A 20852-nucleotide genomic window follows, 5' to 3' on the forward strand; every position below is an offset into this window, starting at 1 on the left:
ACATCGATATTGCTGGGCGGATCCCGGTCAGCGGTTCTGCGGGGCGCGGAGGCGTTCGCGGGCCGGGCCGGGGTGCGGGGCGCGGGCCGGGCCGCGGCGGGTGCGGGACAGGGGGCGGCCGGTGGCGTGGGGGACGAGTTCACCGGCCGGGACGCCCGGCTTGTGCTCGGCGGGGGCCCAGTCGGGCCCGCCCAGGACCATCTGCCGGTCGAACAGGACGACGGCACCGGCGAGCAGCAGGAGGGTGAGCGGGCCGACCATCATCGGCGCGAGCAGGACGGCCGGTGACTCGCCGTCGGCGGGGGTGCCGCCGGTGCCGTGCAGGTGGACGCTGACGGCGGCCATGCCGGTGTAGTGCATGCCGCTGACGGCGAGCCCCATGACCAGGCTCGCGCCGACGCTCCACAGCGGTCCCCTGACCTGTCCGGCCGCCCAGAGGGCGGCAGTGGCGGCGACGACGGCGATGACGACGGAGGCGGCGACGGTGAGGGTGTCGTACTCCAGGGTGCCGTTGAGCCGCATTCCGGCCATGCCCAGATAGTGCATGGTGGCGATGCCCAGGCCGGTGATCGTGCCGCCGGTGAACAGCGCGGAGCCGGTCGCGCCCCGGTAGCCGACGATGAAGATCCCGACGCCCACCATGACGATGGCGACGGCCAGGCTGACGTACGTCGTCGGCCGGTCGTAGTGGACGGGCGCCTCCTCGACGGTGAAGCCGGTCATCGCCACGAAGTGCATGGTCCATATGCCGGAGCCGATCGCCGCCGAGGCCAGGGCGAGCCAGCCGGGGCGCCAGGAGTTCGCGACCAGCAGGGCGCGGGTGGTGCAGCGCAGGCCGAGGGCCCCGCCCAGGCAGGCCATGACACAGGCCACCACCGGGGTGACGAGCCCGTAGCTGAATCCGTCGACCGTGCCTTGCATGCGCGGCTGCCCTTCCGCCCTCTTGAGTCCCGGAATGTCGCGAGATGCCCCCCAGTCCCAGGACCGCCACGCGGTCAGGGCTGACGCAGAGAGTATGACTCCCCCGGATCGGCCGAACGATTTTGCGGCAAAGAAACACGACCTCGCCGCAGATGTGTGGCAACGGTGGGCACACGGGGGTCAACTCCGCGTACGTCGCGTTCTCCGCGCGGTCGCGCCTTATTTACCGTCTGCTGTCATCCTTGTGCTGTCCGTGACCGTTTTGTCGCGAGGAGTACGCATGCGCGCGTGTGCAGTCGCCGTCACGACCACCGCACTGGTGGGGGCCACTCTGCTGTTGCCCACGTCCGAGGTGCGGGCCGCCGGAACCCCTGAACGGCCCCCGGTGGTCGTCGCCCACCGGGGCGCCTCCGCCTACGCCCCGGAGAACACCCTGGCCGCCGTCGACAAGGCCGCCGCGCTCGGCTTCTCCTGGGTGGAGAACGACGTGCAGCGCACCAAGGACGGCCGGCTCGTGGTGATCCACGACGACAGTCTGCGGCGGACGACCGACGTCGAGAAGGTCTTTCCCGGCCGGGCGCCGTGGAAGGTGAAGGACTTCACCGCCGCGGAGATCGCCCGCCTGGACGCGGGCAGCTGGTTCTCCCCCGCGTACGCGGGCACGCGCGTGCCGACGCTGGAGCAGTATCTGCGCCGGGTCGAGCACCACCACGAGAAGCTGCTGCTGGAGATCAAGAACCCCGAGCTGTATCCGGGCATCGAGCAGCAGCTCCTGAAGGAGCTGGCCAACGACGGCTGGCTCGACCAGCGGCATCTGGCGGACCGGCTGATCGTGCAGAGCTTCAGCGCGGACAGCCTGCGGATCGTGCACGAGCTGAAGCCCGCCGTCCGGACCGGCTTCCTCGGCCGTCCGGCCGTGGCGGACCTGAACCGGTACGCGGCCTTCGCGGACCTGATCAACCCGTCCCACGGCACGCTCTCCGCGGATTACGTGAAGGCCGTCCACGCCCATGTCGGACCGCACCTCAAGCCGCTGAAGGTCTTCGCCTGGACGGTGGACGACGCCGCCCGTGCCCGGACCGTCGCCGGCTACGGCGTGGACGGGATCATCACGAACAAGCCGGACGTGGTGCGGGCGGCGCTCGACGATGCGTGAGCGCCCCGCTCAAGCCGCCGCGGGAGCGAGCCCGGGGCAGAGCCGGGAGCGTTGTCAGTGGCGGGCCGTAGCGTAGTCCCATGGACAGCCACGAGCACAGTGAACAGGTCGTGTGGGCCGTCGTCGACACCGGCATCGGCCCCCTGCTGCTGGCCGCGACCCGCCAGGGCCTGGTCAACGTCGTGTTCCACGCCACCGACGCGATACGGGACCAGGCGCCGGCCCGGCTGGCGTCCCGGCTGGGCGGCGAGCCGGTCGAGGAGTCCGGCTCCCCGCTACTGGCGGAGCCGATACGCCAGGTCCGGGCGTACTTCGCGGGCGAGCGGCGCGACTTCGAGCTGCCGCTGGACTGGTCGCTGGTCTCGGGCTTCAACCGGCAGGTGCTGCGCGAGCTCGCGTCGACCGTGCCGTACGGCACGGTCGTCGGGTACGGCGATCTCGCCGAGCGGGTCGGGCAGCCCGGTGCCGCGCAGGCGGTGGGCGCGGCGATGGGCTCCAATCCGCTGCCGGTGGTGGTGCCGTGCCACCGGGTGGTCGAGAGCGACGGGGGCATCGGCGGATTCGGGGGCGGTCGGGAGACCAAGCGGAGGCTGCTCGCACTGGAGGGAGTGCTGCCCGAGCCGCTGTTCTGAGGTCCCTGCTCGTCCAGAGCTCCTTGCTCGTCTAGTCGTAGTGACGGGCCTCGAAGATGTTCCCGTCGGGGTCGCGGAAGTAGAAGCTGCGCCTGGCCTTGCCGCGTGCGCCGTAGGCGTCGTAGGAGAAGTCGGTCATGGGGACGTCGTGTTCCTGGAGGCGGGTGCGCAGGGCGTCGAAAGCGGCGGCGGGCAGGGACAGGCAGACGTGGTTCACCGGGTGGCCCGCGCTGTCGCCGGCGCCGGGGAGCATGTCCATGCGCCGCACCATGTCGTGCGGGGCGAGGTCGAGGATCGTCTCCTCGTTGAGGCGTACGGAGGGGAAGGAGACCTTGCCGGCGGCGAACTCGTCGACCCGTAGCGGCTCCAGGCCGACGGTCTTCTCGTAGAAGCCGGCGGCGGCGACCGGGTCGCGCACCCACAGGACGACGTGGTCGAAGCGTGGGGCGTTGTCCGTCATGTTGTCCGTCATGCCTTACAGGCTGGTGGCGTGCCGTGCGGGGCGCAAGGGGGCGACGGTGAGTCGACGGTGCCCGTCGGCTGGGACTGCGCCCCGTGCTGTGCCCACCCGGCCCGTCCGCCGTCATCGCCTCAGCCGTTCCAGGCCGGACGGCGTGGGTCGTCCGCGCGTACCAGGACGTCGGCGGTGGCGGCCGGGGCGGTTTCGGTCTCGTAGCGTTCGAAGGCGGGGAGGGTCCAGTGGTCCGGCTCGGGGGTGTGGCGGCGCAAGGCGCCCGGGGAGAGGAGGAGGTGGACGGTCAGGTCGAAGGGGAACCAGTGGCGCAGCAGGAGAGGGCCGTGCAGCAGGAGCACGGCTCCGGGCGGGAGCTGGACGTAGGGGCTGCGGGTGGCGCGGTCGGTGACCGGGTCCCACAGGTCGGGCAGGACACGGCCGTCACCGCCGGGTTCGAGGGGGCCGAAGACCTCGCGCCACAGGGCACCGGTGTCGAGCCAGCCGTCGTAGTAGGAGTCCACGTCCCGGTGGCCGTGTTCCAGGCGGAGGGAGGCCGGGCGCAGGAAGCCCTCGGTGCCGACGACCAGCGAGGGCCGGCCGAGCGGGCGCAGCGCTTCGGCGACGCGTCCGGCGAGGTCGCCGGGGCGGGCGGCGGGGGCGCCGTCGAAGGCGACGCGCGGCCAGGGGCTGCCGTCGCCGAGCTTCAGGTCGAGCAGGCGCTCGGCGAGGCGGTCGGCGAGCCGTTCCCAGGTGATCGCTTGAAGTCGCACACCGCCCATGATGCGGCAGGCCTCGCCCTTCCCACCGGGCCCGCCGGGCACTGTGCGCACGCCGCTCGCGGACGTATCGTGGCCGGAAAGACGTGGTGCCCAGGCAAGGGGGACGGCCATGGCCGATCCCAAGGGTTTCATGACCACACCCCGTCGGGAGTGGCCGCGCCGGCCGGTCGAGGAGCGGGTGCGGGACTGGCGCGAGGTATATGTGCCGGGCGGGTTGCTGCCGATCATCAGCAAGCAGGCGGACCGGTGCATGGACTGCGGGGTGCCGTTCTGCCACGAGGCCTGCCCGCTGGGCAATCTGATCCCCGAGTGGAACGACCTGGTGTCCCGGGAGGACTGGCGGGCGGCGAGCGACCGGCTGCACGCGACCAACAACTTCCCCGAGTTCACGGGGCGGTTGTGTCCAGCGCCGTGCGAGGCGGGGTGCGTGCTGGCGATCAACCAGCCGGCCGTCACCATCAAGAACGTGGAGTGCGCGATCGCCGACCGGGCATGGGAGGAGGGGTTCACCCCGCCGCAGCCGCCGGACCGGCTGTCCGGGCGGACCGTCGCGGTGATCGGTTCGGGGCCGACGGGGCTGGCCGCGGCGCAGCAGCTGACCCGTGCGGGGCACACGGTCGCGGTGTACGAGCGGGACGACCGGCTCGGTGGGCTCATGCGGTACGGCATCCCCGCGTTCAAGATGGAGAAGCACCATCTGGAGCGGCGGCTGGAGCAGATGTGGGCCGAGGGGACCAAGTTCCGTACGTCCACGGTGGTGGGGCGGGACGTGGGGGCGGCGGAGCTGCGGGCGCGCTACGACGCCGTAGTGATCGCGACGGGAGCGACTGCGTGGCGGGAACTTCCGGTCCCCGGGCGGGAGCTGGCCGGGATCCACCAGGCGATGGAGTACCTGCCGCTGTCCAACCGGGTGTGCGAGGGGGATCTCGACACCTCCCCCGTGTGCGCCGCCGGCCGGCATGTCGTGATCGTCGGCGGCGGGGACACGGGGTCCGACTGCCTGGGCACGGCGGTGCGGCAGGGCGCCGCGTCCGTGACGCAGCTGGACATCTACGCCCAGCCGGGCACGGAGCGCGACGACGACACCGAGCCGTGGCCGACGTACCCGAAGATCTACCGGCTGTCGGCCGCCCACCAGGAGGCGGGCGCCCTGCGCACGGCGCCCGCCGCGGACGCCGACGCGCGGCTGTTCGCGGCGTCGACGCTCCGCTTCACCGGTGACGCCGAGGGACACGTGTGCGCGTTGCACCTGGTCGAGGTCGACGCGCGGCGCCGCCCCCTGCCGGGCACCGGGCGCACGCTCCCCGCCGACCTCGTCCTGCTCGCGCTGGGCTTCTCCGGCCCGTCCCGGGAGGACGGCCTGATCGCCCAGCTGGGCCTGGACCTCACGCCCCGCGGCACGATCGCCCGCGACGGCGCCTTCGCGACCAACGTCCCCGGCGTCTTCGCCGCCGGGGACGCGGCCCGCGGCCAGTCCCTCATCGTCTGGGCCATCGCCGAGGGCCGCGCGGTCGCGGCAGCCGTGGATCACTACCTGACCGGCGCCCCTTCACGACTCCCGTCCCCGATCGGCCCGTACGACCGCCCGATGCGGGTCTAGCAACGCGACCGGGCCGGGCGTCACGGCTTGCGGGCCACCGCCCCGTACCCCGGGATCACCCCGTCGTCCTGGCCCGGGACCGGGTCGCCCAGCTCCGGGTGCCACTTGTGGACGATCTCGACGCCCGGGTCCACCAGCTCCAGGCCGTCGAAGAAGCGGGTGAACTCCTCGCGGGAGCGCAGGGCCAGGGTCACGCCGGCCGCCTTCAGTCTGGCCGTGGCCTCCGTCGCTGAATCGTCCGGGCTGAAGTCGGCGGTGGCGTGGGTCATCATCACGTAGCTGCCGGACGGGAATTCGGCGAGGAGACGGGAGACCAGTTCGTGGGCGCCGTCCTCGTCGGGGATGAAGTGGAGCAGGGCGATCATGGAGAGGGCCACGGGCCGGCCGAGGTCCAGGACCTTCCGGGCGCCCTCCATGATCGTGGCCGGGTCGCGCACGTCGGCCTGGAGGTACTCCGTGACGCCCTCGGGCGTGCTGCGCAGCAGGGCCGCCGCGTGGGTCAGCACGATGGGGTCGTTGTCGCAGTAGACGACGCGCGCGTCGGGCGCGACCTCCTGGGCGACCTGGTGGAGGTTCGGCTCGGTCGGGATGCCGGTGCCTATGTCCAGGAACTGCCGTACGCCCTGCCCGGCCAGCCACCGCGTGGCCCGGTGCATGAACGCGCGGTTGACCTTGGCCATCACCGGCACCCGCGGTTCGAGGGCCACCATCTGCCGGCCCAGCTCCTCGTCGACGGGGTAGTTGTCCTTGCCGCCGAGGTACCAGTCGTACATCCGTGCGGGGTGCGGCCTGCTCGTGTCGATCGCGATCCCGTTCTCGACCTCGATCCTGTTCCCGGTCTCGTTCCCGGTCCCGTTCTCGTTCTCACGCGCGGTCATACGACACCTCTTAAGCATCCAAGGAAGAAGGGGCAGAAGGAAGTCATGATCAAGTCAACACCACATCAAGGGAGTTGAGAGCAGAACAAAAAACTCAGGCGAGCAGGAAGTCCGCCACCCCCGCCTTCGCACCCTCGATGAACGCCGTCATCTCGTCCGTCGTGTAGATGAGCGCCGGCCCGTCCGGGTCGGTCGACTGGCGGACCGCGATCCGGCCGTCGGCCAGCTTCATCGCCTCCAGGCAGTTGCCTCCGTTGCCACCGCTCCACGGCTTGTGCCAGCCCTCGCTGCCCAACTCGCGGGCGGGCATGCCGTTGTAGATGCGCTGGTAGACGCGTTCCATTCAGAGCTCCTTGCGGAGATCCCGGAGGATCTCCTTCGTGCGATGTGCTGTGGCGGCCTGCGCCGCCATGCGGTCCATGACCTCGAGGTGGGTCGCCACCTCCTGGCGCGCGTCCAGGTAGACGGCACCGGTCAGGTACTCGCTGTAGACCATGTCCGGCAGTTCGGGCATGGCGAATCGGAACAGCACGAAGGGCCCGTACGTGCCCGGGTGCGGCCCCGAGGAGAACGGGGCGACCTGGAGCGTCACATTGGGCAACTTCGTGGCCTGAAGCAACTTGTCGACCTGTGCACGCATCACCTCGGGGCCGCCGACCCGGCGGCGCAGCGCGGTCTCGTCCATCACCGCCCAGAACCTGGGCGCGTCGGGACGGGTGAGCAGGTCCTGGCGTTGCATGCGCAGCGCGACATGGCGCTCGATGTCCTCGGGGCTGGTCTGGCCGATGGCCCCGGACTTGAGCACGCCGCGCGCGTAGTCCTCGGTCTGCAGCAGGCCGGGGACGAAGTGCGGCTCGTACGACCGGATGAGCGTGGCGGCGCCCTCCAGGCTGACGTACATCGAGAACCAGCCCGGCAGGATGTCGTGGAAGCGCTGCCACCAGCCGGGGCGGTTGGCCTCCTCGGCGAGCCGCATGAAGAGCCCGGCCTCGTCGTCGGGGACGCCGTACGCCTTCAACAGCAGTTGCAGGTAAGGGATTTTGAGGGCGACCTCGGCCATCTCCATACGGCGTACGGTCGCGGGGGCGACGTGCAGGACGCGGGCGGCCTCCTCACGCTTGAGCCCCGCACGCTCCCGCAGGTCCAGCAGGCGCCGGCCGAGCACGACCTGCCCGACGGTCGGCGCGGACCGCGGCTCACTCACACTCCACCTCCACGACTCGGGGACAGCCTTGCGACGCCGTTCGACGATCCGTTCCGGGGGTCGAGCAAGGCCCCCCGGGCGATCCCCAGGAGGCTCCCCCGGCGATCCCGGGGCGGCACCAACTGGCGCCACTCGACGCGCTGTTGCGTGCAGTGTGCCATGACCTCTCACCGCGTCACCCACCACTCTGCATTTTTCAGAGTGCCACTTGCCAAGTGTTCATGGCGGGGAGATAGTGGCAAGCGTGATTCCGTCCCCGCCCTTAGGAACAGACATGTCCGCGAGCCCGTTGGGCTCCGGCGCTCCCATGGGAGCGGGCCCCGGTGAGGCCGCTGTCCTGCGTCGGTTCCGTTTCGAACTGGCCGCGCATCCCGCTTCTCCCGCTCAGGCCAGGCGCCTGACCAGGGCCCGGCTGACCGGCTGGTCCGTGTGCGAGGACACCTGCGAGACGGCGGCCCTGGTCGTCTCCGAGCTGGTCACCAACGCCGTCGTGCACACCGCCAGCAGCCAGATCGTGTGCGAACTACAAAACAGTGCCGGCCTGGTGCGCATAGCCGTACGCGACGAGGGGTGCGCGCCGGGCGAGCCGCACCCGTCCCCGCAGCTGCCGGAGGAGGAGCACGGGAGGGGCCTGCTTCTCGTCGACGCGCTGTGCCGGGCGTGGGGGGCGCAGGAGTACGGCCCCGGCCTGGTGGTGTGGGCGGAGATCCCCCGCGGGTCCGCTCCCGCGCACAACGCCCCTCCCGCGCACCACACTTCTCAGGTGCAGGAGACGCAGGAGATACGGAGCGACCTGGGCTGGGGCGCCCGCCCCAAGCCGGGCCCGTCCCGCGACACGGGCGACGAGGGCGACCCGCAGGCACACCACGGAACGGGGGCCGTATGGCTGTGACCGGTACCGGCACCCTGGGCGGTTCCGGCCGTGCGCTCAGCCTGAACACGCTCGTACGCCTGGGCCGCGACGCGCGCACCCCCGGCGCACCCCGACGCCTGCCCCTCCCCGAGGGCATGACGACCCCTCTGGGCTACGACGCGGTGGCGGTCCCCGCCCAGCTCGGTTCCGAGCTCATGTCCCGCCTCCCCCGCGTGGGCTGCGTCTACGCCGACCGCGCGCACTGGTGGTGGGCAGTGCCCGCGGACTCCGACTACGCCCTGCACTGGCCGGCCCCCGCCCACTACTCCACGGGCGCGGTCCTCCCCGCCACCTCGCACCCCGCCCTCACCCTGGTCCACCGCCCCCAGGGCACGATCCCCTACACCCCGCCGATCCCCCTCTACCTGACCCTGTGCCGGACAACAGGAGCCACCCCGGCCTGGTGCCGCCCCGTCACGGCGTGACGCACGCCCCGGTCGGCGGCCCCCGCGTTCCGGCACGTGCCGTGGTCACGGCGCTGCCCGTCCGCCAGGACCGCCGTCAGGTCCGCTCGGAGCCGGCTTTCGTGTAGAGGACTTCGCGGGCCTGCTCCGCGGCGCGGATGATGCTCTCGCCGACGAAGTCGAGGGAGCGGGCGACGTTCTCCAGGCGGGCGGCGGCCGGGGTGTCGCGGCCGAGGACGGCGACGCCCTGGCGCGCGGTCTCGGCGAGCTGGGCGTTGACTCGGGCACTGTCGATCATCGACTGGTACCAGATGTCGTCGACGATGCAGCGCTCGCGGCGGCGTTCGTCGCGTATCTCGTCCCGGGCATCCTGATGCTGACCGTCGCCTTCACCGCGATCGGCAGCGCGGTGGCGGTCGCCATGGATACGACCGAGGGCATCATCGCCCGCTTCCGCACGATGGCGATCCACCGCGGGTCGGTGCTCATCGGGCACGTCGTCGGCAGCGTGCTGCAGTGCGTGACGAGCGTGGCCCTCGTCGGGGCCGTCGCGGTGGCCCTCGGGTTCCGGTCCACGGATGCCACCGCCGTGGAGTGGATCCTGGCGGTGGGGCTGGTGGCACTCCTCGCCCCGGCGCTGAACTGGATCGCGGTCGGAATGGGCCTGTCCAGCCCGAGCCCCGAGGCGGCCGGCGACAACGCCCTGCCGCTGATGATCCTGCCGCTCCTCTCCAGCGCCTTCGTCCCGGTCGACGCGATGCCGGGCTGGTTCCCGGCCGGTCGCCGAGTACCGGCCGTTCACCCCGGCCGTCGAGACCCTGCGCGGGCTGCTGCTCGGCACCGAGATCGGCCACAACGGATGGCTGGCCGTCGCCCGGTGCCTCGGGCCGGCCGTGCTCGGCTCCTTCTGGTCCACGTCGCTGTCCGACCGCGACCCGGAGTAGACCCGAGGTGGACCCGAAGCAGACCCGAGGCAACCGCCCCGACAGCACGGGCGGTCACGCCGTCGCGTCCGCCGCCCCCTCGCCGCTGCGGACGATCACCAGGAACGTGTCGGTCGCGAGGTCCATGACAACCTCGGCGGGAAGCCCCTCCTGGCGCCGGGCATGGGCGAACTCCTCCGCCGGCCAGGAGCCGCGCGGACCGCCTGCGGGAAAGCGTTGGAGCACCGTTCGCCCGTTCACCTGGCACCTCCACCTTGTCGTGCTGTGGTTCAGAGATTTAAACGCCAAGCATGGGGTCAATGTCTCGCCCCGTGACGGTACTGAGACGTACTCGACACGAGTTCAAGGTCAGAAGCGCGTCCTACCTCACACTTTCCACTGTTTCCGGTACGGTCCGCTTCGCTCTGCGCACCCTCCGCATTCGCCTCCGTCCGGACAGGGGGCGGGTACGCCAGTGCCCCGTGACCCAAGGCGAACGGTCACGGGACACGGCACTGCACTGCTCTACGCGGTGTGCTGAGCGGCGAACCCGACGAACTCCGCCCAGGCGTCCGGCGTAAGGCTCACCACCGGGCCTGCCTTGTCCTTCGAGTCACGTACGTGCGTGGCGCCCAGCCAGGCGTACACATGGAGCTGGATCGCCTCGGCCTCCAGCCTCGCCGCATCCCGGAAGAACGGCGGATACTGCGCCTGCGCCACCTCCTCCTTCCCCGCCTTCAAGACCCCACCCGCGCCGAGCACTTCGTCAGCCCTGTCGATGAACCTCGGCGGCGGGATCCGCCTCCCCTGCTCAAAGCTGGCGATCGTGGACGCCGAGTACCATGTCCGACAAAACCCCGTGCCCAGAGGCGAGTCGGGCCGGGGTCTGCTCCTGGTGGAGGCGCTGGCGGACGACTGGGGGGTGATGCCCCGGCCCTGCGGCCCCGGCAAGGTCGTCTGGGCGCAGGTGCGGCTGCCGGGGACGGGCGGCCAGGAGCCGGTCAGACCTGTTCGAAGTGGAACGCCTTGATGAAGCAGTCGCGGGGCTGGGCGACAGCGAAGAGGACGCACTCCACGAGCGACTGCGCGGTGAGCGCGTCCTCGGCCCCGCGCGGTGTGGTCTCCCACTCCTCGGAGAGCGGGTCGGGGTTGTCGAAGTCGGGCGGGTAGAGGGAGATCATCCGGACTCCCCGGGGCCGCAGGCGCTTGGAGAGGATCTCGGTGAACCCCGCCTGGGCGCTCTTGGCCGCGTAGAAGGCGGCGTGCGCGTCCGAGCGGTGGTGACCGGCGGTTCCGCAGGCGGAGACCATGGTCACCACATCCGGCTTGTCCGAGTTGAGCAGGAGAGGGAGGAAGTTCTTCACGGCCAGGACGGTGCCGGTGGCGCCGGAGGCAATGGTGTCGACGACGGCGTCGTCGGAGACGGAGGTGAGGTCCGGGCTTCCGAGGTAACTGGCACCGTTGTTGATCAGCACGTCGACGTGGTCGGTGTGCCGGGCGACGCCGGCGGCGAAGTCGCGGATCGAGGCGGGGTCCGTCAGGTCGCAGGCGAAGGCGTGGACCCGCTGGTGCCCTCGGTCGTGGATCTCGTCGCGGACGCGCTCGGCGGCGGCGAGCCCGCGCGTGGAGAGGAAGACCTCGGCGCCGAGGTCCGCGAGGCGGATGGCCAGGGTGCGGCCGAAGTCGCGGCCGGCGGCGGTGATGACCACGCGGTGGTCGTCGAATCTCATCTCGGTCCTCCTTGTTCGTGGCCCGGACGGCGCGGTGGAGTGCGGCGGCCGCCAGGGAAGTGGGGCTCACCGGCGATCTTCCGCTTTCGCCGGCGGCCGGTCGATCCGGCCCGTCGCGGTCGGGCCGGATCGACCGAACGTCTCTGGTCAGACTGCCCGTTCGGCGGCGGCCGGCGTGGTCGGCGCCTCGCCGCGCTCGGCCTGCAGCAGCTGCCGACGCTTGGCGCCTCCCGAGATGCGGTGCAGGCGGTACGAACCGGGCTTGCGTGCCTCACCGGCCAGGTGCTTGACGATGCCCCGGCACACGAACTCCTTGAGCCTCGCGCCGGGGCGGCCGGCGATGTGGAACCACAGCGCGACGTCGTACCGGTGGGCGAACTGGAAGATGCCGGCGCGTCGGCCCAGGCTGATGCACTGGCCGGCGAACACCTGGTTGAGGTCCGAGGGCTGCTCGCCCACGATCCGGCTGAGCACCGTGTCGGCGGCCCGCGCGCCCAGCGGCATCGCGGCCTGGCAGCTCATCCGCAGCGGCAGGCCGGACGGTGCCGCCGAGTCGCCGGCCGCGACGATGCGCTGGTCGTCCACGCTGGTCAGCGTCTCGTCCGTGCGCAGGCGGCCCACGGCGTCGGTGCTCAGTCCGCTGCGCGCGGCCAGGTCCGGCACGCCGAAGCCGGCGGTCCAGACGGTCACCCGGCTCGGCAGCTCGCGGCCGTCGGCGAGCCGTACGGCATCGCGCGTCACCGCCGTCACCTTCGTGCCGGGGCCGTCGAACACGGTCACCCCGAGCCCGGCCAGCCGCTTGGCGACCGAGCGCCGGCCCCGCGGGTGCAGGTACGGGCCGAGCGTCCCGCCACAGACCAGGGTCACGGTGCGGCCTGCCTCCGCCAGCTCGGCGGCGGTCTCGATGCCGGTCGGACCGGCTCCGACCACCGTCACCGCGGCCGTCGCGGGCGCGGCGTCGAGGACCGGTCGCAGCCGCCGCGCCTCCTCCAGGGTGGCGATCGGATGGGCGAACTCGGCCGCTCCGGGCACGCGCGGATCGGCGCTGCCGCTGCCCACGGCGTAGACCAGGTAGTCGTAGCCGACCGTGCCGCCGTCCGCCAGCGCCACGCGGCGCCCGGCCGCGTCGATCCGGGTCACGGTGTCGACCACCAGCCGGACGCCGTCGGCCAGGACGTCCCGGTAGTCGACGACCGCGTCGTCGGACCCGCCCACCAGCTGGTGCAGGCGGACCCGGTGGACGAAGGCCGGGCGCGGGTTGATCAGCGTCACGGTCACGTCGTCGCGCCGCGTCAGGCGATTGGCGGCCATGACGCCGGCGTACCCGCCGCCGATCACGACGATGTCGGTGCTCTCAGCCATGGGGTCTCCTCCGGTTCCAGGGGTTCGACCTCAAGACACCGCGTCATCGGCCACTGTGACAGCATGTGAGACACATCACTGACCGACTGGGGGAAGTCCGTCGGTGGGGCTCTCACCAAGGCCGTACCGGGCCCGTTTGGCAGGTATGCGCCACAACACGCCACCTGCGGCTGCTGAGTCCTGTCGTCGAACGTGGGTCGGTAGGGTCTCGCGGACGGACTTCGAGCAGATGGTGAGCCGCGCAGTGGTGCGAGACCTTTACAACATCCGGTTGCGGCCCGCGGAGGACACCGCAACACCGCTGACCGACGAGGAGGAGCAGCGCTTCCGCGCCCTTCTGTTCAGCGAACTCGGCAACAAGATCGCCGACCAGGGCTACGCGCGCTTCCCCGCGTACACGCCGGAGGACCGGCGCCGGCTGGTCGATGTCGCGCACCGCCTCACCGCCCACTGGGGGCAGCAGGTGTTCGTCGAGGCCGAGGACCGGACCCGCCTCAGGCTCTGCCTCGCCGGATACGAAGTGCTGCCGAAGACGTTACCGGTGGACTCCTGAATCCGTCCGTCCACTGATCTCGGTCCGTGGATCATGGTTTCGCAAGGTTGCCTGCGATTGCGGCGAGCAGGGCGTCGCCGCAGGCGGCGGAGGTGTCCGCGGCCCAACAGACGTAGCCGTCGGGGCGGATGAGCAGGACGGCAGCGCCCAGGTCGTCGGTGCATGCGGCGCGGACGAGGTCGACTCGTGGCGGGAGCCGGAGGTCGGCCGGGACCGTTCCGGCCAGATCGAGCAGGACGGCGTGCCCCGAGCCGAACAGCGTCGACAGCCGGGTGGGACCGGCTTCGGTGACCAGGACGGCGTCCGGCATGCGCTGTCCGGTCAGCGGATGCTCGCCGGGCAGCTCGTAGCTCAGCGACAGGCCGGACGTCAGTCCCGCGAGATGGCGGTTGGTGTGGGGCAGGCGCAGCAGGTCGGTGAAGATGTCACGCAGGGCGGCCACGTCCTCGCTCGGGTTCGGGTCCGCCAGGACGCGCTGCGCCGAGGTGTGGTGCAGGACCTGGGCTCCGGCCGGATGCCGTTCGGCGTGGTAGCTGTCCAGGAGGCCGCTCGGTGCCCGGCCCTGGACGGTCGCGGCCAGTTTCCAGCCGAGGTTGAACGCGTCCTGGATGCCGAGGTTGAGCCCCTGGCCACCCAGCGGCGGGTGGATGTGTGCGGCGTCGCCCGCGAACAGGACGCGGCCCGCGCGGTAGTGCTCCAGCTGTCGCGTGGCGTCGCTGAACCGCGAGGAGTTGTCCACGGCACCGAGGGTGGTCCCATGGCCGTACACGGCCTGCAGCGCGGCGGCGATCTCCTCGGAGGTGACGGGGGTGTCGCGGTCGGTGTCCGCCTGGTCCGTGCGCCCGAAGGTGAACCGGTACAGGTCTCCGCCGAGAGGCGCCAGCATGGCCCAGTAGCCGCCCGCATGACGGGTCAGGGTGCTCATGTGCCCCAATTGCCGTGGCACCAGCGACGACACGGCGGACAGGCGGATGTCGGCCAACACCGCCTGATGGGTCCCGGACCTGCCGGGAAACGGCAGGCCGAGCAGTTTCCGCACCGTACTGTGGCCGCCGTCGCACGCCACCAGAAAGCGAGCCCGCACCTGCGGGCCGTCCGCCGTCACGACCACACCGTCGCCGTCCGGCTCGACCCCTGAGACGGCGGTGCCGAGCAGAACCCGCGCGCCGGCGGTGATCGCCCGCTCTTCGAGTACTTCCTCGACCTCCCACTGAGGGATCGCGATCGGGAAAGGGTGCCTGGTCCGCCAGGGTGTGCAGTCCAAGGGCACGGGCAGGGCCGCGAAATGCCCGCCCACCGGATCACGCGGTGCGGCCCGCTGCAGCAACGGCTCCAACAACCCACGTGACTCCAGCAGTTCGGCAGTACGGGGCTGAATCCCGCCGCCCTTCGCCTGCTTGGTGCGCTGGGGCAGCTTCTCCAGCACCAGGGTCTCGACCCCGGCCAGAGCCAGTTCGTACGCCAGCATCAGTCCGGTCGGGCCGGCGCCCGCGACGACGACCTCGGTCGTGCTCTCCGTCAACACCGCCACTCCATCCCTCATCTCGACTCGGAGTAAATGTATACCAGGTGCAGAAATCCTCTCGGGGCAGCTCTTTGCTACGGTGGGTGCCGTGGACGGCAAGCCAGGGCTACGGGAACGAAAGAAGCAGCGGACCCACGCGGCGATCTCCGATGCGGCGATCACGCTGTTCCTCGAACACGGCTTCAACCAGGTCTCGGTGGCCCAGGTGGCCGAGGCGGCCGAGGTGTCCAAACGCACGCTCTTCGCCTACTTCCCGACGAAGGAAGATCTCGTGGTGCACCGCCTCGCCGACCACGAGACCGAGCTCGCACGCGTCGTGCGGGCCCGCCCGCCCGGCACCGCCCCGCTGACCGCGGTGCGCGAGCACTTCCTCGAGGGACTGCGCGAGCGGGACCCGATCACCGGACTCAACGACCACCCCCAGGTCCGCAGGCTCCACCGGATGATCCTCGACGCACCCTCGCTGATGGCCCGGATGGAACGGTTCAAGACCGGCGCCGAACGCGCACTCGCCCAGGCACTGCGGGAAACGGCGGACACTCCGGAACTGACGGCGCGGCTGGCCGCCGTACAGATCGTCGCGGTCCACTGGGCACTGGCACAGGACAACGCCGAACGCCTGGCGTACGGGGAGCCGGCCGACAAGCGCCATGCGGGTGCGGTGGCCGACGCGGCACACGCGTTCGCGCTGCTGGAGAACGGATTGCGGCACCTGCCCCCGCGGCAGTGACTCCAGGCACCCGGGCATGACGCGCCGGTCGGCACATGCTGTCGCCGGGCGAAGACAGGCCGGGCGGGCGCATCGGGGAGTACCTGGCGGCCACCGCTCGTTCCTGGCAGGAGGACCTGAATCCCCCGAGCAGACCTGACCGACTTGACAGTGTGGGCCCTCCACCGCCGCACCCGCGAACTCCGGAGAGCCCGCTTCCTCCTCTTCACGACGGCCACACGCGCACGCGGCGTCCTGACCATCACGTGGCACAAGCCGGCGAGCCGCTTCTTGGATCCGCTGCTCAGGTCCTCAGGCTGCCAGGTCGGCCGGTGGGAGGCTGCCCGGCCTGCCGGACCAGGGCTTCGGCGTCGCCGAGGGCGGTGATCAGCGCTCCGGGCTCCGGCTCCAGCCCGGCCACGATGTCATTGGCCTCGCGCAGCCCCGCGCGGGCGATCAGGCCCTTGTCGTTGGTGGTCCACTCGCCCCGGGCGGCCAGCACGGCGTGGGCGGCCTGGGTCGCGGCGAGGGCGATCGCCCCGGCGACCTGGGTGAGGGCGCCCCTCGGGGCGTGGCCGGCCTTGGCGTAGGCGAGGGTGGCGGTGGCCAGGCCGTACCAGTACTCGGGCGCCGACCGGCGCAGGGCCGGCGGGTAGGCGGAGGGGCGGGGCAGCTCACCGCGCAGCACCTGGTTGACCGCGAGCTCCGCCACCACCAGGTAACTGGGAATCCCGGCGAGGTGGAACAGCAACGGCTCCACCCGGAACCGCCCCCGCTCCGCCTCCGCCCACTCGTGCTCCACGACGCCGAGATCCCGGTAGTGCACGTCGACGCGCCGCCCGTCGATCCTCAACCAGGCCCCACCGTTGAACACGCCCCCGCCCCAGCCCCCGATCCCGGAGACTTCCCCTTCCCACCCGACGGCGCGCAGATCGGCCGGATCCAAACGGTCGCGGTAGTAGACGGCGAGGTCCCAGTCGCTGTCGGGCCGGTGGGTTCCCTGGGCCCGGGACCCGCCGAGGGCCACGGCCCGCACGCCGGGGAGGGCGGCGAGGCGGTCGGCGGTGTCCCGCAGGAACGAGGAGTCGTCCGTCGTCATGGAGTCATCACTACGTCGGTTATTCCGGTGCCGCCACTCGTTTTTTGGTTCATGCTCGGGAAGTTGCCCGTGTCCGTCCCACCCTCCCGTCCCAGGAGCTCGCCGTGATCCGTCGCGTCACCGCCCCCGGTCTCTTCCCGCCGCCCACGTACTCCCATGCCTCTGTCGTCGAGGCGGGGACGAGGCTGGCGTTCCTCGCCGGATCCGTACCGCTGGATGCTCGTGGGGAGCTGGTCGGAGCGGGAGATCCGGTGCGGCAGGCCGAGCAGGTGATCGCCAACCTGGCGGAGCAACTGCGGGCGGTCGGCAGCGACTTCGCGCATGTGCTGTCGACCGACGTGTACGTCGTCGCCAGTGAGCCCGCCGTGCTCGGCGCCGTGTGGGATGTGGTCGAGGCGTCCGGGCTCAGTGCGGGGCCGCACGCGTCGACGCTGGTCGGGGTCGCGTGTCTCGGATACACGGGGCAGTTGGTGGAGATCACCGCGACGGCCGTCGTACCGGAGGAGGAAGAGGGAGAAGAGGGGGAGAGCGCGTGAGTGCTGAGCGTGCCGTCCTGCGGCGGGCCGCCGGCTCCGACTCCCGGGCCGCTGCCGACGTCTGGCTGCGGTCCTTCGCCGCCGCGCTGCCGACCGTCGTCCGGCCGCGCTCCGACGACGAGGTGCGTGCCTACTTCAGGGATGTGGTGGTGCCCCGAGGCGGGACCTGGGTCGCCGAGGCCGACGGTGGCAGCGGCATCGTGGGCGTCATGGTGCTCGACGGCGAGGTGCTGTCGCAGCTGTATCTCGACCCGGACTGGCGCGGTCGCGGCCTCGGCGACCGTTTCGTCGCGCTCGCCAAGGAACGCAGCCCGCGGGGCCTGTCCCTGTGGACCTTCCAGGTCAACGAGCCCGCCCACCGTTTCTACGAGCGGCACGGTTTCGTCCCCGTCGAGCACACCGACGGCGGCGGGAACGAGGAACGGGAGCCGGACGTACGGTACGTGTGGCGGCCGTGAGACCGGCCCGAGCCGCTCGGCGCAATGCTTCCGGAAAGACCTTTCCCAGGCCGTGGGTCAGCCGTGGACGGGAAAGTTGCTGCGGATGGTGTTGTGCGGGTCGCGGCGGTGCTTGAGGTGGCGCAGCCGGGCGAGGGTCGCGGGGGTGAAGGCGTCGGCCGCCGTCTCACCGGGGTTGAGGAAGGTCAGCGGTTTGCGGCCGCTGACGGGCAGGGCGTGCGCGAGGTCGCGTTGCCTGGCGGTGACGGCCTTGGCGGTCGCCGGGTCGGTGGGGACGCCGAACAGGTAGAGGGCATAGGGCTCGGTCAGCGGGCCGTGCGGTGTGTCGGACGGACGGGTGAACGCGCCGCCCAGATGCCGGATCTGGACGCTCAGCAGCGGGGCAACGGGGTCGGCGAGCAGTGCTTTGGCCGCAGCGCCGTCCAGTTCGGTCAGTAGTTCACCGCGGGAGATTCCCGGGCTCGGGGTGGTGGGTTCGGCCGTGATGGTTCCGAGTTCGGAGGCCGGCATGGTCCGCCTGCTGTCCGAGAGCGGCCGGGGAAGGTGGTGCAGCCGGCCGAGCAGGTCGCGGGCCTCGCTCTCGTCGCCGAGGTGGGTGACGTCGATGGCGACCATGGGGTCGGCGCCGGGAAAGTGCAGCAGGTCCAGCCAGACGGTCAGCTCGTCGGGGGCGGTGGCGGTGATCTCCCGATAGGCGTCCATGACCTCGGGCGCGTGTCGGGCTTTCCACAGGATTCGACCGCCGTACACCTGCGGTGCCGGGTGCAGTGTCGTCTCCAGGGCGGTGACGACGGCGAAGTCCCCGCCGCCACCGCGCAGGGCCCAGAACAGGTCCGCGTCGGTCTCCGCTGTGACGTACCGCCGCCGTCCCTCGGCGTCGACGACGTCGAAGGCGGTCACGCTGTCGGCGACCCAGCCGTGCGTGCGGCCGAACCAGCTCAATCCGCCGCCGAGGGCGACGCCGGTGACACTGACGACCGGGGAGCTGCCGGGCAGGCCGGTCAGACCGTGTCGGGCGGCGAGGGCCTGCACCCGCCCGGACGGCACACCCGCCCCGACGCGGGCCCGGCGGCCGACCGGGTCGATCTGCAGGCTGTCCAGCCTCCCGGTGCGTAACAGGATCGTGCCCTCGGTACGGCCGGTGGCGCCGTGCCCGTTCGGCTGGACGGCGACGCCCAGTCCGGCAGAGCGGGCATGACGGACGAGCGCGGCGACGTCGTCGGCGTCGGCGGCCTCGACCACGGCCGCCACCGGTTGTTCCACGGCCCGGTTCCATGGGCGGCGAGCGGCGTCGAAGCCGGGGTCGTCCGGCATCAGGACGCGGCCGCGCACGACGGAGGACAGTGTGTCCACACCGTTCATGTTCTTCTCCTCATGTTCTTTTCTTTGCGTGAGTCAGGCGGCGGCGTGTCGGGCCGTGCCGGTGTCGATGGGTGCGTGCCGGCGGCGGGCGGGGGTGAATCCGGGCCGAGGTGTTCGAGGGGCGGTGTTCTCGTTCGCCACGACCACAACGCTAGGGGCGTGAAAGACCTTCGGTAGGGTTCATTTCCGTGGCAGATTCATGGGTCAATCCGGCGGAGCGGCTCGGTAGCGACCTGCATCTGGAGCTGGCCGGTCCCGGCAGCCGCCGCTCCGTGCTCATCCGGGCGCTGCGGGAAGCCGTGCGGGACGGAAGACTGGCCCCGGACACCCGGCTGCCTCCGTACCGCTCCCTCGCCGCCGACCTCGGCCTCGCCCGCAACACCGTCGCCGAGGCCTACGCCGAACTGGTCGCCGAGGGGTGGCTGGTCGCCCGGCAGGGCTCGGGTACTCGGGTGGCGCCCCGCACCGGACCCGCCCGAGTCCCGGGCGTGGCGAGGACGACGCCCGCGCGTGCGGTGCCTCCGGCCCACAACCTCAGACAGGGGCAGCCCGATGCCGCCTCTTTTCCCCGCTCGGCCTGGCTGGCCGCTGCCCGCCGCGCGCTCAGCGCCGCACCCAACGAGGCCTTCGGCCCGGGTGATCCGCAAGGTCGCCATGAACTGCGCCGGGCACTGGCCGAGTACCTGGCGCGTGCTCGCGGCGTGCGAACGACGCCGGAGCAGATCGTGGTGTGCTCCGGCGTCGCCCATGCGCTGCGGCTGCTCTTCGGCGGCCGAGTCCTGCGCGGCCCGCTGGCTGTGGAGTCGTACGGGCTCGCCTTCCACCGTTCCATCCTGGAGGCGGCTTCCGTCCGTACGGCCCCGCTCCCGCTCGACGAGCGCGGTGCCCGTACCGACGAGCTGGGGAGTCTCAAAGGAGTACGGGCAGCGCTGCTCACACCGGCGCATCAGTTCCCGACCGGCGGCCCCCTGCACCCGCGGCGGCGCGTCAGTGCGGTGGACTGGGCCCGAACCGGTGGTGGCCTGATCCTGGAGGACGACTACGACGGCGAGTTCCGCTACGACCGGGAACCGGTCGGCGCGGTTCAGGGCCTGGACCCGGAGCGGGTCGTCTACATCGGCTCGTTGAGCAAGAGTCTGTCACCGGCGCTGCGGCTCGGTTGGATGGTGCTGCCCGAGCACCTCCTCGCCCCCGTCCTGACGGCCAAGGGCGAGCGGGAGGCCTGGGCAAGCGTGGTGGACCAGCTCACCCTCGCCGACTTCATCGACTCAGGCCACTACGACCGTCACATTCGCCGCATGCGCCAGCGTTACCGCATCCGCCGTGACCGCCTCGTCGCCGCCCTCGCCGCCAACGCCCCGCACATCACGCCCACCGGCATCGCCGCCGGACTGCACGCGGTGCTGCGCCTACCGCCCGGAACCGAGCCTTCCACCGTCAAGGCCGCCGCCTCCCGGTCCATCGCCCTGGACGGGTTCGCCGACTTCCGCCACCCGGCCGCCACCATGCCCGCCCATGACGGCCTGGTCGTCGGCTATGCCACCCCGCCGGACCACGGCTACGGACCCGCGCTGGAAGCGCTGTGCCACATCCTCCCCCCGGCCCGGACCGAGAGCTGACCGTGATGATCGCTGTGGCTCCGCTCTGGGGTCTG

Annotated in this window: 22 protein-coding genes and 4 pseudogenes; 12 read left to right on the forward strand and 14 right to left on the reverse strand. The window is 71.7% G+C overall.

The window, feature by feature from the left end:
* Positions 1-27: 27 nt before the first annotated feature.
* The gene (locus DEP02_RS02320) at positions 28-921 is read right to left on the reverse strand and encodes an MHYT domain-containing protein (protein ID WP_112465627.1); all 894 of its coding nucleotides are present in this window, start codon (positions 919-921) and stop codon (positions 28-30) included.
* A 280-nt stretch (positions 922-1201) separates the two neighbouring features.
* Between DEP02_RS02320 and DEP02_RS02325 the strand changes: the two genes are divergently transcribed.
* Together DEP02_RS02325 and DEP02_RS02330 are read left to right on the forward strand one after the other, a co-directional pair.
* Positions 1202-2077: a glycerophosphodiester phosphodiesterase gene (locus DEP02_RS02325; RefSeq protein ID WP_112465628.1), complete on the forward strand. Its 876-nt coding sequence runs from the start codon at positions 1202-1204 to the stop codon at positions 2075-2077.
* Positions 2078-2157: 80 nt separating this feature from the next.
* Complete coding sequence (locus DEP02_RS02330; protein ID WP_112465629.1) at positions 2158-2709, forward strand: methylated-DNA--[protein]-cysteine S-methyltransferase; 552 nt, start codon at positions 2158-2160, stop codon at positions 2707-2709.
* 31 nt (positions 2710-2740) lie between these two features.
* On the opposite strand, the gene DEP02_RS02335 is transcribed toward DEP02_RS02330, so the two are convergent.
* Together DEP02_RS02335 and DEP02_RS02340 are read right to left on the reverse strand one after the other, a co-directional pair.
* Positions 2741-3169: a VOC family protein gene (locus tag DEP02_RS02335; RefSeq protein ID WP_112465630.1), complete on the reverse strand. Its 429-nt coding sequence runs from the start codon at positions 3167-3169 to the stop codon at positions 2741-2743.
* Between the two features lie 131 nt (positions 3170-3300).
* Complete coding sequence (locus DEP02_RS02340; RefSeq protein WP_198668260.1) at positions 3301-3942, reverse strand: nucleoside/nucleotide kinase family protein; 642 nt, start codon at positions 3940-3942, stop codon at positions 3301-3303.
* 109 nt (positions 3943-4051) lie between these two features.
* Here DEP02_RS02340 and DEP02_RS02345 point away from each other — a divergent pair, with 109 nt between their 5' ends.
* Complete coding sequence (locus tag DEP02_RS02345; protein WP_112465631.1) at positions 4052-5542, forward strand: glutamate synthase subunit beta; 1491 nt, start codon at positions 4052-4054, stop codon at positions 5540-5542.
* A gap of 20 nt (positions 5543-5562) precedes the next feature.
* Here DEP02_RS02345 and DEP02_RS02350 read toward each other — a convergent pair whose 3' ends face one another.
* From DEP02_RS02350 to DEP02_RS02360, 3 genes are all read right to left on the reverse strand, one after another.
* On the reverse strand, positions 5563-6420 hold the full coding sequence (locus tag DEP02_RS02350; RefSeq protein ID WP_112465632.1) for an SAM-dependent methyltransferase: 858 nt from the start codon (positions 6418-6420) through the stop codon (positions 5563-5565).
* Positions 6421-6514: 94 nt separating this feature from the next.
* Positions 6515-6763: a DUF397 domain-containing protein gene (locus DEP02_RS02355; protein WP_112465633.1), complete on the reverse strand. Its 249-nt coding sequence runs from the start codon at positions 6761-6763 to the stop codon at positions 6515-6517.
* Entirely contained in the window at positions 6764-7624 is an 861-nt protein-coding gene (locus tag DEP02_RS02360; RefSeq protein ID WP_112465634.1) for a Sco1979 family transcriptional regulator, read from the reverse strand.
* 274 nt (positions 7625-7898) lie between these two features.
* Here DEP02_RS02360 and DEP02_RS02365 point away from each other — a divergent pair, with 274 nt between their 5' ends.
* On the forward strand, positions 7899-8516 hold the full coding sequence (locus tag DEP02_RS02365; protein ID WP_198668255.1) for an ATP-binding protein: 618 nt from the start codon (positions 7899-7901) through the stop codon (positions 8514-8516).
* Positions 8507-8962 (forward strand): hypothetical protein, encoded by a 456-nt coding sequence (locus DEP02_RS02370; protein WP_112465636.1) that lies wholly within the window; start codon positions 8507-8509, stop codon positions 8960-8962. The genes DEP02_RS02365 and DEP02_RS02370 overlap by 10 nt, the downstream gene beginning before the upstream one ends.
* Positions 8963-9038: 76 nt before the next feature.
* On the opposite strand, the pseudogene DEP02_RS34275 reads toward DEP02_RS02370, so the two are convergent.
* A pseudogene (locus tag DEP02_RS34275) lies at positions 9039-9293 on the reverse strand (MarR family transcriptional regulator); the annotation flags it as partial.
* On the opposite strand from DEP02_RS34275, the pseudogene DEP02_RS02375 reads away from it, so the two are divergent.
* A pseudogene (locus tag DEP02_RS02375) lies at positions 9285-9885 on the forward strand (ABC transporter permease); the annotation flags it as partial. The pseudogenes DEP02_RS34275 and DEP02_RS02375 overlap by 9 nt on opposite strands.
* Positions 9886-9939: 54 nt before the next feature.
* On the opposite strand, the gene DEP02_RS02380 reads toward DEP02_RS02375, so the two are convergent.
* Positions 9940-10125, reverse strand: coding sequence for a DUF8839 family protein (locus DEP02_RS02380; RefSeq protein ID WP_112465637.1), 186 nt, complete (start codon positions 10123-10125; stop codon positions 9940-9942).
* Positions 10126-10389: 264 nt separating this feature from the next.
* Positions 10390-10710, reverse strand: a pseudogene (locus tag DEP02_RS35755) (DUF397 domain-containing protein); the annotation flags it as partial.
* A gap of 25 nt (positions 10711-10735) precedes the next feature.
* Between DEP02_RS35755 and DEP02_RS34290 the strand changes: the two are divergent.
* A pseudogene (locus tag DEP02_RS34290) lies at positions 10736-10894 on the forward strand (ATP-binding protein); the annotation flags it as partial.
* Here the strand turns inward: DEP02_RS34290 and DEP02_RS02395 are convergent.
* Both DEP02_RS02395 and DEP02_RS02400 read right to left on the reverse strand, forming a co-directional pair.
* Positions 10866-11594: an SDR family oxidoreductase gene (locus DEP02_RS02395; protein ID WP_112465639.1), complete on the reverse strand. Its 729-nt coding sequence runs from the start codon at positions 11592-11594 to the stop codon at positions 10866-10868. The pseudogene DEP02_RS34290 and the gene DEP02_RS02395 sit on opposite strands and share 29 nt — an antisense overlap.
* Before the next feature lie 147 nt (positions 11595-11741).
* Positions 11742-12956: an NAD(P)/FAD-dependent oxidoreductase gene (locus DEP02_RS02400; protein ID WP_112465640.1), complete on the reverse strand. Its 1215-nt coding sequence runs from the start codon at positions 12954-12956 to the stop codon at positions 11742-11744.
* 247 nt (positions 12957-13203) lie between these two features.
* Here DEP02_RS02400 and DEP02_RS02405 point away from each other — a divergent pair, with 247 nt between their 5' ends.
* Positions 13204-13509, forward strand: coding sequence for a hypothetical protein (locus tag DEP02_RS02405; protein WP_232838925.1), 306 nt, complete (start codon positions 13204-13206; stop codon positions 13507-13509).
* A gap of 31 nt (positions 13510-13540) precedes the next feature.
* Here DEP02_RS02405 and DEP02_RS02410 read toward each other — a convergent pair whose 3' ends face one another.
* Positions 13541-15052, reverse strand: coding sequence for an FAD-dependent oxidoreductase (locus DEP02_RS02410; RefSeq protein ID WP_112465642.1), 1512 nt, complete (start codon positions 15050-15052; stop codon positions 13541-13543).
* A 70-nt stretch (positions 15053-15122) separates the two neighbouring features.
* Between DEP02_RS02410 and DEP02_RS02415 the strand changes: the two genes are divergently transcribed.
* Positions 15123-15764, forward strand: coding sequence for a TetR/AcrR family transcriptional regulator (locus tag DEP02_RS02415; RefSeq protein WP_198668257.1), 642 nt, complete (start codon positions 15123-15125; stop codon positions 15762-15764).
* A 283-nt stretch (positions 15765-16047) separates the two neighbouring features.
* Here DEP02_RS02415 and DEP02_RS02420 read toward each other — a convergent pair whose 3' ends face one another.
* Positions 16048-16842, reverse strand: coding sequence for a nucleotidyltransferase domain-containing protein (locus DEP02_RS02420; protein WP_112465644.1), 795 nt, complete (start codon positions 16840-16842; stop codon positions 16048-16050).
* Between the two features lie 104 nt (positions 16843-16946).
* Here DEP02_RS02420 and DEP02_RS02425 point away from each other — a divergent pair, with 104 nt between their 5' ends.
* Positions 16947-17378 carry a RidA family protein gene (locus tag DEP02_RS02425; RefSeq protein WP_112465645.1) on the forward strand — a complete coding sequence of 144 codons (432 nt, stop codon included), beginning with the start codon at positions 16947-16949 and terminating at the stop codon, positions 17376-17378.
* Positions 17375-17836, forward strand: a complete 462-nt coding sequence (locus DEP02_RS02430) for a GNAT family N-acetyltransferase (protein ID WP_198668258.1) — start codon at positions 17375-17377, stop codon at positions 17834-17836. Before DEP02_RS02425 ends, DEP02_RS02430 begins: the two co-directional genes overlap by 4 nt.
* A 57-nt stretch (positions 17837-17893) precedes the next feature.
* Here DEP02_RS02430 and DEP02_RS02435 read toward each other — a convergent pair whose 3' ends face one another.
* Positions 17894-19198 carry an FAD-binding oxidoreductase gene (locus DEP02_RS02435; RefSeq protein ID WP_112465646.1) on the reverse strand — a complete coding sequence of 435 codons (1305 nt, stop codon included), beginning with the start codon at positions 19196-19198 and terminating at the stop codon, positions 17894-17896.
* 188 nt (positions 19199-19386) lie between these two features.
* Between DEP02_RS02435 and pdxR the strand changes: the two genes are divergently transcribed.
* Positions 19387-20817 carry a MocR-like pyridoxine biosynthesis transcription factor PdxR gene (gene pdxR, locus DEP02_RS02440; RefSeq protein ID WP_112465647.1) on the forward strand — a complete coding sequence of 477 codons (1431 nt, stop codon included), beginning with the start codon at positions 19387-19389 and terminating at the stop codon, positions 20815-20817.
* Positions 20818-20852 lie beyond the last annotated feature (35 nt).

Source organism: Streptomyces triticisoli (assembly GCF_003270085.1).
Taxonomy (GTDB): Bacteria; Actinomycetota; Actinomycetes; order Streptomycetales; family Streptomycetaceae; genus Streptomyces; species Streptomyces triticisoli.

Excerpts from the sequence above, each read along its gene's own strand:
- DEP02_RS02320 (WP_112465627.1), bottom strand. The coding sequence starts at position 921 with ATGCAAGGCACGGTCGACGGATTCAGCTACGGGCTCGTCACCCCGGTG.
- DEP02_RS02325 (WP_112465628.1), top strand. The coding sequence starts at position 1,202 with ATGCGCGCGTGTGCAGTCGCCGTCACGACCACCGCACTGGTGGGGGCC.
- DEP02_RS02330 (WP_112465629.1), top strand. The coding sequence starts at position 2,158 with ATGGACAGCCACGAGCACAGTGAACAGGTCGTGTGGGCCGTCGTCGAC.
- DEP02_RS02335 (WP_112465630.1), bottom strand. The coding sequence starts at position 3,169 with ATGACGGACAACGCCCCACGCTTCGACCACGTCGTCCTGTGGGTGCGC.
- DEP02_RS02340 (WP_198668260.1), bottom strand. The coding sequence starts at position 3,942 with ATGGGCGGTGTGCGACTTCAAGCGATCACCTGGGAACGGCTCGCCGAC.
- DEP02_RS02345 (WP_112465631.1), top strand. The coding sequence starts at position 4,052 with ATGGCCGATCCCAAGGGTTTCATGACCACACCCCGTCGGGAGTGGCCG.
- DEP02_RS02350 (WP_112465632.1), bottom strand. The coding sequence starts at position 6,420 with ATGACCGCGCGTGAGAACGAGAACGGGACCGGGAACGAGACCGGGAAC.
- DEP02_RS02355 (WP_112465633.1), bottom strand. The coding sequence starts at position 6,763 with ATGGAACGCGTCTACCAGCGCATCTACAACGGCATGCCCGCCCGCGAG.
- DEP02_RS02365 (WP_198668255.1), top strand. The coding sequence starts at position 7,899 with ATGTCCGCGAGCCCGTTGGGCTCCGGCGCTCCCATGGGAGCGGGCCCC.
- DEP02_RS02370 (WP_112465636.1), top strand. The coding sequence starts at position 8,507 with ATGGCTGTGACCGGTACCGGCACCCTGGGCGGTTCCGGCCGTGCGCTC.
- DEP02_RS02395 (WP_112465639.1), bottom strand. The coding sequence starts at position 11,594 with ATGAGATTCGACGACCACCGCGTGGTCATCACCGCCGCCGGCCGCGAC.
- DEP02_RS02400 (WP_112465640.1), bottom strand. The coding sequence starts at position 12,956 with ATGGCTGAGAGCACCGACATCGTCGTGATCGGCGGCGGGTACGCCGGC.
- DEP02_RS02410 (WP_112465642.1), bottom strand. The coding sequence starts at position 15,052 with ATGAGGGATGGAGTGGCGGTGTTGACGGAGAGCACGACCGAGGTCGTC.
- DEP02_RS02420 (WP_112465644.1), bottom strand. The coding sequence starts at position 16,842 with ATGACGACGGACGACTCCTCGTTCCTGCGGGACACCGCCGACCGCCTC.
- DEP02_RS02435 (WP_112465646.1), bottom strand. The coding sequence starts at position 19,198 with ATGAACGGTGTGGACACACTGTCCTCCGTCGTGCGCGGCCGCGTCCTG.